The sequence below is a fragment of the Mycobacteriales bacterium genome, from assembly GCA_036497565.1.
Classification (GTDB): domain Bacteria; phylum Actinomycetota; class Actinomycetes; order Mycobacteriales; family QHCD01; genus DASXJE01.
Genome location: DASXJE010000104.1, coordinates 1 through 9,794, shown reverse-complemented (window position 1 = coordinate 9,794; position 9,794 = coordinate 1). Strand labels below are relative to the sequence as shown.

General features: G+C 65.0%; 10 protein-coding genes. 6 read left to right on the top strand and 4 right to left on the bottom strand.

All coding sequences use genetic code 11. The features are described from left to right. A partial coding sequence (locus tag VGH85_08995) for a helix-turn-helix transcriptional regulator (protein HEY2173931.1) occupies positions 1-537 on the top strand: 537 nt, incomplete at its 5' end. An 18-nt stretch (positions 538-555) separates the two neighbouring features. Here the strand turns inward: VGH85_08995 and VGH85_08990 are convergent. The 4 genes from VGH85_08990 to VGH85_08975 form a co-directional block, all read right to left on the bottom strand. After that, complete coding sequence (locus tag VGH85_08990) at positions 556-942, bottom strand: DUF1508 domain-containing protein (protein ID HEY2173930.1); 387 nt, start codon at positions 940-942, stop codon at positions 556-558. Between the two features lie 115 nt (positions 943-1,057). Beyond that, positions 1,058-2,308 (bottom strand): GNAT family N-acetyltransferase, encoded by a 1,251-nt coding sequence (locus VGH85_08985; GenBank protein ID HEY2173929.1) that lies wholly within the window; start codon positions 2,306-2,308, stop codon positions 1,058-1,060. A 14-nt stretch (positions 2,309-2,322) separates the two neighbouring features. Beyond that, the gene (locus tag VGH85_08980; GenBank protein ID HEY2173928.1) at positions 2,323-3,330 is read right to left on the bottom strand and encodes a Gfo/Idh/MocA family oxidoreductase; all 1,008 of its coding nucleotides are present in this window, start codon (positions 3,328-3,330) and stop codon (positions 2,323-2,325) included. Between the two features lie 23 nt (positions 3,331-3,353). Next, positions 3,354-4,361 carry a Gfo/Idh/MocA family oxidoreductase gene (locus VGH85_08975; GenBank protein HEY2173927.1) on the bottom strand — a complete coding sequence of 336 codons (1,008 nt, stop codon included), beginning with the start codon at positions 4,359-4,361 and terminating at the stop codon, positions 3,354-3,356. A 95-nt stretch (positions 4,362-4,456) separates the two neighbouring features. On the opposite strand from VGH85_08975, the gene VGH85_08970 reads away from it, so the two are divergent. The 5 genes from VGH85_08970 (at position 4,457) to VGH85_08950 (ending at position 9,789) form a co-directional block, all read left to right on the top strand. After that, positions 4,457-5,482 carry a LacI family DNA-binding transcriptional regulator gene (locus VGH85_08970; GenBank protein HEY2173926.1) on the top strand — a complete coding sequence of 342 codons (1,026 nt, stop codon included), beginning with the start codon at positions 4,457-4,459 and terminating at the stop codon, positions 5,480-5,482. Positions 5,483-5,582: 100 nt separating this feature from the next. Further along, on the top strand, positions 5,583-6,905 hold the full coding sequence (locus VGH85_08965) for an extracellular solute-binding protein (GenBank protein HEY2173925.1): 1,323 nt from the start codon (positions 5,583-5,585) through the stop codon (positions 6,903-6,905). Between the two features lie 64 nt (positions 6,906-6,969). Continuing rightward, the gene (locus tag VGH85_08960) at positions 6,970-7,884 is read left to right on the top strand and encodes a sugar ABC transporter permease (protein ID HEY2173924.1); all 915 of its coding nucleotides are present in this window, start codon (positions 6,970-6,972) and stop codon (positions 7,882-7,884) included. Further along, positions 7,881-8,771 (top strand): carbohydrate ABC transporter permease, encoded by an 891-nt coding sequence (locus VGH85_08955; protein HEY2173923.1) that lies wholly within the window; start codon positions 7,881-7,883, stop codon positions 8,769-8,771. Before VGH85_08960 ends, VGH85_08955 begins: the two co-directional genes overlap by 4 nt. Positions 8,772-8,829: 58 nt before the next feature. Then, positions 8,830-9,789: a glycoside hydrolase family 130 protein gene (locus VGH85_08950; protein HEY2173922.1), complete on the top strand. Its 960-nt coding sequence runs from the start codon at positions 8,830-8,832 to the stop codon at positions 9,787-9,789. The last annotated feature ends 5 nt before the right edge of the window (positions 9,790-9,794 follow it).

Here is a 9,794-nt window from a genome sequence, read left to right as displayed (position 1 = left end):
TATTGCAGCTATCCCCAAACGGCCGGTGATCTCGTCTCAGTGATCCACGAAGGTGACTTCTACGGCACCGATCGCGAACGACGCAACGACCCCATGCAGAACGACCTGATGCGCCCGATCGGATGTACACATAGCATGATCATGTCGATGCCGGCGCCGGCCGGCCAGATGCGTCGATTGCTCTTCTGGCGCACTTCCGGTCCAGGTTTCGGCGAGCGGGACCGCCAGGTCGTGGCACTCCTGCGCCCGCACCTCTACGAGATCTGGTTGGGCGCCGAACGTCGGCGTAGCAACGTGCCCCGCCTCACCGCCCGGGAATGGGAGGTATTGCGGCTCTCCGCGGCCGGCCTCGGCAACGCGGAAATCGCGGGTCAACTTGTCATCTCGGTGGGGACGGTCCGTAAGCACATCGAGCACATTTTGAGCCGGCTCGGTGTGCACAACCGAAATCTGGCGGCAGCAATCGCTCTGCCGCACGACCCACATCTATGCCAGCAAGTCGGCCCCGGCACCGGCGCCAATCGTAGCCCGCGGTAAGCCGCTGCAGCCGTACGGTCAGCGCTTCTTCGCGGCTTGTTTCCGGGGAGTGGTGGCCTTCGACGCCTTCTGCGCGGGCCGCTTCTTGGCTGGCTTCTTGGCCGGTTTCTTGGCTGGTGCCGGCTTTTCGCGGAACAGTCCGGCGATGCCTTCGGCGACGTTCTCCGCGGCTGCCTTCACCGGCTTAGCCGCGTCGGCTACCGAGGCGAGGGCTGGTTTCGTGGCCACCGTCTGATCGTCGAAGGACGCGTCGGCCGCGCTTTTGCGGATGGACTTGATGCCGTTGAGCGCGGCTGCTTTGGTCTTGTAGGTCTCGCCGGAGGCTAGGACACGCCCGTTGGAGGAGCGCAGATCGACGCGAAACCGACCGGCGGCGTTGCGGGTGAGTACGAACTTTGCTGACATGGCTGGTCCTCTAATCGGTACCCGTCTTCACACCCTAGAGCAGCTCCGCGCCAGATGAGTAGCTGCTTGACGTAACGGTGGTGATCCGCACCCCGGCCGCTTGTGCACATGGTGCTCAGAAGTGCAGCGACGACGATGCCTCCACGGGCCGTTGCAGTAGAGCGTCAAGCGCGTGGGCAGCAGCGCGGGATGCCGTGACCAGACCGGCCTCAAGAAGTGTGATCGTGCGCGTGCTGCCGAGGAAGATGGCCGCGAGTTCTTTCGCGTCCAACGTGACGTCGGCCGGCCGCGATGTCGTGTCGACGTGTGCGTGACTGTCCGAAGCACGGACGAGCCACTTGCCGGCGGCCGTCCCTGTCTGGTCGATGACTTCGATCGCCAGTTCTGAAGCGGGACCGGTGTAGCCCCGTAGCTTCAGCGCTCTGGCCGGATCCAGGATGCGAAGCGAGAGCCCGTCAGTTAGACCCGTAACCCGCCAAGCCGCGCGGTCTGTGAGCATCCACGGAAGCGGGTCGTCGAGACGAACGTCGGTCGCGGACACCGTTGTGGCAATCCCGGTGGACGCGACCGTCTGCCAGAGGGCCGCATGGGCGTCGGTCGTGGCGTACGTCTCCGAACGAACCTCCAGGACCTGCGCTTGAGGGGTCCACCCTTGGAACGCGTAAGTCAATACGCCGTCGATCTTCCCTCCCTCATCCGCGTGGATGAGACAGCGGTCTGCGTCGCCCACGTCCCGAGGTGCGTGCCCTGCGGGTGGGTCGGTGAGGCCCAGGGCTCCAAAGCTGAACGGGCCCGAGGATGTCGCAACGATGCGGGCCATGTCGTCCGCACGTCGCGGGTCGACGTCGTGCACCGTCCCGGCCGGACGACTCCGCAGGCTGAACCGGGAACAGTCGAGTTCCACTGACATGGAACGGATGGCCGGGGCAAATCCGAAGCGGGCGTAGAGCGCGGGATGTGCGGCATGGAGCGCCATGAGCGGAACACCGGCATTGAATGCATCCGTCGCAACCGCTCGCATGAGTCGACGCATCAGGCCCCAGCCTTGGTGCGTCGGGCGGACGGTGACGTCCGCGATGAGGGTGCACGGGATGTCGGCCGGTCCTGCCGCGTCGAGCCCCGCCTCGAATGTGGCCAAGGTGGCAACCGGAATCTCAGGATCCAAGGCGGCGTCCGGTCGCGGACTGAGATCGTAGATGGCGTGCAGTGTGCGTCTCTCGTACTGCCACGCGGCTGCAATGGCGCCGAGCCGGTCGGCCGGCGGTACCGGCTGGAGAAATCCGTTGAACCGAGAAATCATCCAGGATCTTGTTTGCGGGTCCGGGCCCTCATCGGTACATCGGGCCGGGAAGTTGCGATATTGCACTGCGCAATCCTGACTCACGTCAGCGTGGGCGCGAGCGAGTGGACGTCTTGCGGTCGGCCCGCTGAGCGAGCTGACTCCAGCGCCGCGGCCATGATCTCAACGGACCGGACACCAGCCACCGCGTCGGCGTGGATTGCGGCTCGTCCTCGGACGGAGTCGACGAAGTTCTCGATCATGTCGGCATCCATGTCGGACCCGTAAGTCCACCACTGAGGACCGCTGTCAGCGTGGCCGGCCACATGGAGATTGAAGGGGGCGATACGCAGCCGCCCCGTCGTACCGATGACGTCGAGCGTGAGGCCGCCCCACGTCGGAGCCGTTCGGGGCTGGCTCCACGAACAGTCGACGCTCGCTATGACACCGTGGTCGTACTCGGTGGTGACGATTCCGCCCGTCTCGACTTCTGTGGACGGTTCCTGCTCCAAGATGCGGTTGGTGACCGCGCGTACTCGCACCGCCGGTCGGCCAAGGAGGCCGTCGATCAGGTCTGTGCAATGCACCAGGTGGTCTGCGAGGGCGCCGCCTCCAGACCATTCCGGTTGAGTCAGCCATTCTGCGTCTCGCGGCAGCATGCCGTTGTTCGTGCCAAGGACCGACAGCAGTGTTCCCAGCGCGCCGGCCTCGACCCGGGCCTTGAGGTGTCGGTACGCCGGGGACTGACGAACAGGGTGGGCGATCCCGAGGACCAGCCCGGCTGCGTCGGCCGCGCGCCACATCTCCACGGCGTCGGCGGGGGTCGTGGCCATCGGCTTCTCGCAGAGCACGTGGCAACCCTGGGCGAGCGCTGCCATGACGTCGTCGTGGTGGCGGGTGTTCTGCGAGCACACGACAACCGCATCCGAGCGGGCCAGGAGTTCAGTCGGGTTCTCGACCCAGGTCGCCCCGGTCGCGTCAGCGAGTTGTCGGCCCCTGCCGGCTTGATCGCGAGGCGCGTCCGGGTCGCTGAACAGGACGGTGACGTCGGCGCCTGCGCCAATGTGTCGGAGGTATCCAACGGCATGTCCGTGGGCCGCCGACAGCACGCCAACTCGCAGAGGTGAGCTACTCACAGTGCGTCTCCGATCCGTTTCCGCCAGCGCATGAAGTCCACGGACTCACCGGTCCGGATCGACTCCCTGACCGCCTCGGCCAGGCCGACGGCCATGACTCCGTCCCACACGGACACCCGGCAAGGGCCATCGTCGAGAAGCGCGTGGGAGAACTCCCTTATCTGGGTGAAGTAGGGGCTCTCCTCCGCGGCCTCGGGGGGTAGATACGAGTGTTCCGCCCCGAGCCCGGGGATGTCCTCGAACACAGCGACCTCATCGGCAGGACTGCTCTCGACCCTGCCCGCACTGCCCGAGACGTCGAACGAGGGCCCGAAGGTGAACCCCGGGTTACCCCAGAACGATTGGATATGGGAAATGGCGCCGGTGTCATGGACCAGAGTCGCGTGGGCAACTACCTCTGGCGGAACCTGCCCATTCGACATGACGGGGTTCTGGACGGCATGAACGGTTCGTACCTCTCCGGCAAGCCATCTTGCCTGGTCCAGGTCGTGAACCATCAGGTCGAAGACGATCCCGCCGGACTGGGCCTCATCAAGGAACCAGGCACTGCTGGGCCTGGACCCTCCCCGTACGAAGCGCAGGATTGCCAGGTCGCCGAGCGCGCCGGCCGAGACTCCTCGGTGCACCGCCTCGTACTGGCCGAAGAACCTGACGACGTGTGCCGGCAGCACGTTCACGCCTCGGCGCTCGGCCTCCTGGGCAAGGTCGAGTGCGTCATCGAACGACAGCGCCATCGGCTTCTCGCAGACCACAGGGATGCCTTCCCGAACGGCAACCTCAGCCACCCCGGCATGGCTGGCCGACGAGGTACAGACGTCGACGACGTCGACGCTGCCGAGGAGGCTCTCCAACGTCGGCTGCACCCGGATCCCGTAGCGGTCAGCCAGGTCCTCCGCCCCCTGCAGTGCGTAGACCGACAGCTCCCAGCCAAGCCGCTTCCAGAACGGGATGTGCAGCGAGGTGATGCTGCCGGCCCCGACGATGCCGACGCGGCGTCCGCGCATCTGCGCCCCTTCGCTCCGAAACGTTTAGGTGCAGGACCATAGCGACAGCCATGACGGTCTGGATAGACCGGGGTCGGCAACGTAGGGTCTCACGGATGCGCACCATGAAGCCGCGAGTCACGATCGTGGACGTCGCCCGGGATGCCGGGGTCTCGATCGCGACCGTGTCGGCCGCGCTCAACAACCGATCGGGGGTCTCCGAGCCGACCCGGAAGCGGATTGTGGCGACGGCCGACCAGCTTGGCTGGTCTCCGTCGCTGCGCGGCCGAAGCCTCTCCCAGAAGCGCGCCTTCAATGTGGGACTGGTGATCCAGCGCAGTTCGTCGGTCATCGCCTCGGACCCGTTCTTCGCCGGATTCATCAGCGGTATCGAAGCGGTCCTCGAGGACGACGGGTATGCGCTCGTTCTCCAGGTCGCTCCGACGCGTGAACGTGCTGTCGAGCGTTATCGGCGCCTGGCCACGGACAACCGCGTGGACGGGGTCTTCCTCACGGACGTGTCTATCCCGGACAGCCGGTTCGACCTCGTGCGATCGCTCGGCATCCCGGCGGTGGCAATCAACGCGAGGCCAGGGTGGGACGGCATCTCCTCCGTTCGCCAATCCCACGAGCCTGGCATCAACGCCCTACTGGATCATCTCCTCGCGCTCGGTCACCGACGGATCGCCCACGTTTCCGGCCCCACGGACTACATCCACGCTCACGACCGTGAGTCGGCATGGCGTGACTTCCTGTCCGCCGCCCGGATCCGCCCCGGCGCCATGGTCGAGGGGGACTTCTCTCTCGCCGGCGGAAGCCGCGCTGCCGCCAACCTCCTACGGCGGCGGCCCCGGCCGACCGCCGTGTTCTGCGCGAACGACCTGATGGCCTTCGGCTTCATCGCCAAGGCGACGGAGATGGGCTTCTCGATCCCCGAGGACGTCTCCGTCGCGGGCTACGACGGCATCGACTTCGGGGCCTACGCTCGCCCGTCGCTGACCACTGTGACCACGGCCCCGCACTCGCTGGGAACGGAAGCGGCCCGAGCCCTCCTCGGCATGCTCAACGGCGAGCCTGCGGCACGGGTGGACACCGAGCCGACCAGCCTCATCGTTCGCGCGTCCACCGGCCCGGTGCCCTGAGCGGTCGACCCTCCTCGCCGAAACCTACCTCTTGGCGAACCCGAAACGTTTTGCTAGCCTCCGCTGGCCCAAAACGTTTCGGACCACCTCCGGAGGAACCATGGCAACAACCCCGTTCCGTGCACCGCGCCGGCTCGCGCTGGCAGGGGTTGGGCTCGCCGCCCTGCTGGTCACGGCAGCGTGTTCCGGAAGCGGAGGTGGATCCGCTCCGACGCCCAAGGGCAAAGCCAGCGGCAGTCTCAACATCCTCGTCTCGAGCGCGACGGGGTCGGACGCGGGCTTCAAGGCGGTCAACAAGGCGTTCATGGCGAAGTACCCGTCGGTGAAGGTCAACTTCTCCTCGGTGCCGAACGAGAACTACGCCCAGGCCCATACATCCAGGCTCACTGCGGGCAGCATCGACGTCGGGCTCGCCGGCCCGGTCCAACTGCCGAGCTACGTGCCCGCCTCCAACGAGGGCGACGACGCACGCATGGCCGACCAAGGCGGACTTGTCGACCTGACCCACGAGCCCTTCATGAAGAAGTACAAGCCGACCGTGCTGGACCAGATCAAGTACAAGGGCAAGAACTACACCGTTCCCACCGGCCTCAGCTACTACTCCGGGATGTTCTACAACAAGAAGATCTTTGCCGCCAACGGGATCCAGGTACCCACCACGTGGACCGACCTGATGAAGGATTGCGCCAAGCTCAAGTCCAAGGGGATCGTGCCCCTCGGGATCGGCGGTAAGGACTCTGCCGGACTGAACATGCTCGGTGTGGTGCAGAGCCTCTACCCCACGACCCAGGACAAGGAGAAGCTGGCCAAGGGCCTCTACGCCAAGTCGGTGAAGCTCAACGAGGGCAAGCAGGCGGAGGTCTTGCAGAAGGTCCAGAAGCTCTACTCGTACGCCGAGCCCAACTTCGCCGGTGTGTCCTACGCGACGATGACGTCCGACTTCGTCAACGGCAAGTTCGCCATGATGAGTGACGGCACGTGGAACACCACCACCATCCAGCAGGCCGGTGGGAGCAAGCTCGATTTCGGCTACTTCCCGCTTCCCGCCAGCGACAACGCGGCCGACAACAAGTACCTCGGCGGCAAGGTCGAGCTGACGCTCGCCGTCCCGAGCAACGCGAAGAACAAGGATGCAGCGATCGAATACCTCAGCTTCTTCTCGAACAACTACCAGCTCTTCGACGACCAGGCAGGGTTTGCTCCGTCGGTGGTCGCTGCCAAGAGCAACCCGTTCTACTCGGAGATTGCCAAGTACACCAGCACCTTCGAGCCGGCCTGGGACACCCTCTGGATCGCCGACACCAAGGCCGGTCCGGCGGCGCAGTTTCCGTTCAACTGGGCCGGCATCGCTCCGATGGGTTCCTCCGATGCTCAAGGAGCCGCTAACGCCTCGCAGAAGGACTGGCAGGCGGGTCTGAAGTAGGCCCCATCCCTGCGTACCCCGTGACTCCTGTTACCGGTTACGTGTGCCGTCGGAGAGGAACGCGATGAACCGGTCCAACACCTTCATCTTCGGTCGTCGATGGACAGTACAGCTGACCTTCGCGATCGGGATCAGTCTCGTCGTCATTTTCTCGATCATCCCCGCGATAGGGATCTTCGCGATCTCCTTCACCGACATCCGATCCCTGCCCTTCCTGCCCACTCACTGGGTCGGGCTGGAGAACTACCGCACCTTCTTCTCCTCGGCCCAGATCGCGTACAACCTTCACGCCCTGAAGAACACTTTCGTGTTCGCGATCGCGGTGACGCTGTTCCAGAACGTCCTCGCGCTGTTCATCGCCGTCCTGCTCAACCAGCGGCTGCGGGGGCGCAACTTCGCGCGGGCGGTCGTGTTCATGCCCACGATCCTGGGTGTGACGGTGGTCGGGCTGATCTTCTCGCTGATCTTCAACCCGAGCGGGGGGCCGGCTGCCAGCGTCTGGAAGTCGCTCGGGGCGTCCTCGGCCTTCTTCGGTGATCCCCACCTGGCCATGACGCTGGTGATCGTCGTACAGGTCTGGTCGGGCATCGGCGTAGCAGTGGTGATCTACCTCGCCGGTCTGCAGGCCATCCCTCAGGAACTCTATGAGGTGGCCTCCATCGACGGCGCCACGAGATGGCAGAAGCTACGTCAGGTCACCTACCCGTTGCTCGCACCCTCGGTCACTGCGAACACGCTGTTGTGCATCATCGGGTCACTGCAGAGCTACCAGCTGATCTACGTCTTGACCGGCCCGTCCAATCCGGCGACCCAGGTCCTCTCGTTGGCCATCTTCACTCAAGGGTTCGGCGGCAGCCAGGGCGGTTCGGTGCAGTCACAGGGCTACGCAGCGTCGATCTCCATCGTTCAGTTCATCATCGTCATGATCGTCTCCGTGGCCACGCTTACGTACCTCCGCCGGAAGGAGACAGCACTGTGAGCGAACTCCAAACTGCCGTCCGGACCACAACGGCCCCGGCAACCTCACAGTCGCAGTCGGTCGGTGCGGCGCGCACGTCCGGGCCCGCCAAGGTCGTGAGCTACATCCTGCTCGGTGTGGTCATCCTCATCTTTCTCTTCCCGCTGGCGTTCCTGGTCAACACAGCCCTGAAGAGCAACAGCGAGTTCTTCAACAACCCGACCGGCATCGCCAAGGCACCCCTGCTGTCGAACTTCGGCAAGGCATGGCATCAGGGCAACTTCGCGGCCTACGTGCTGAACAGCGTGCTTTACACCTTCGCCGCGGCGGCGTTGGGCACAGTGATGTCTCTGATGGTCGGCTTCCCCGTCGCCCGCGGCTACCTCAAACACACCCGGCTCTGGAACATCCTGTTCGTCTCGATGCTGTTTCTGCCGAACACGTTGGTCACGGTCTTCCAGCTCGCCCTCCGACTGCACCTGTACGACACCCGGCTGGGCTACATCTTGATCATGGTCTCGGGGGTCGGAGTAGGCCCGCTGCTGATCTCCGGCTACCTCAAGTCCGTCCCCAAGGAGCTCGACGAGGCGGCTGTCCTCGATGGGGTGGGATACCTGCGGTACCTCTTCCGCTTTCTTCCGCCGCTCATCCAGCCTGTACTTGCGACGGTCTTCATCCTCCAGGCCATCGGGGTCTGGAACGACATCATCCTCGCGACGATCCTGCTCCCCGATCAGGCCAAGTCACCGGTGACGCTCGGACTCTTCGCCTTCAAGGGCGCATACGTGAGCCAGTGGAGCCTCCTGTCCGCGGCGACGATCATCGTGGCTCTTCCCCTGCTGGTGGTCTATGTCTTCCTCCAGCGCTACCTCGTCGCCAGTGTCGTCGGCGGCGCGGTCAAGGGCTGACCGAGCATCTTCAACCCAGCTTCGCCTGCTCAGTATTCGTGACACGAGAGAGGACATGATGACCACGGGACCAGTCCACTTCCCGCTCGGCCCCTTCACGCCGTACGACGGCAACCCCATCCTCGGTCCGCAAGGACAGGGCTGGGAGTCAGGTAGCGTCTACAACCCGGCAGCGGTCGTCATGGACGACCGGGTGGCTCTGCTGTATCGGGCCCACGCCGACGACATCGTTTCCCACGTCGGGCTGGCTTGGAGCGAAGACGGGATCACGTTCAAGCGTGAGCCGGACCCGGTCCTTTCGCCGAGCGAGGACTACGACCGGTACGGCGTCGAGGACCCGCGCGTCACCCGGATCGGCGACACCTACTACCTCACCTACTCCGGCTGGGACCGGCAGACTGCGCTCGTCTGCCTGGCCACCTCCACCGACCTCCGCACCTGGACCAAGCACGGCCCGATCTTCCCTGACTTCGACACGTTCCAACCCCGGGGCCACGGCCAACCCGGGCCCTGGTCCAAGGCCGGCGGCATCCTCCCGCAGCCGGTCGACGGGAAGTACTTGATGTACTTCGGCGAAGGCTCGATCTGGGTGGCGACCTCGGACGATCTCCTGCACTGGACCCCGATCATCCCTGACGATCAACCGCCAGTCATCGCACCTCGGTCGGGGACTTTCACCGACTTCCTCGTCGAGGTCGGTCCGCCGCCGTTGGTCACGGACGACGGGCTGATCCTGCTCATTCACAACGCTGCGATCAGGAACTCGGATGGCAGCGTGCGGTACACCGCCGGCCAGGCTCTCTTCGACCCTGCGCGGCCGACTGAGGTCCTCGCCGAACTGACGCGACCCTGGATCGAACCCACCACGGTCGAGGATCTGCATGGCCTCGTCTCGAATGTCACCTTCGTCGAGGGCCTGGTGTGGTTCCAGGACCGATGGCTGGCGTACTACGGACAGTCCGACAGCACTCTCGGAGTGGCCACCTTCCGCCCCGGCGACCGCTACTCCGATCTCTAGGCTGC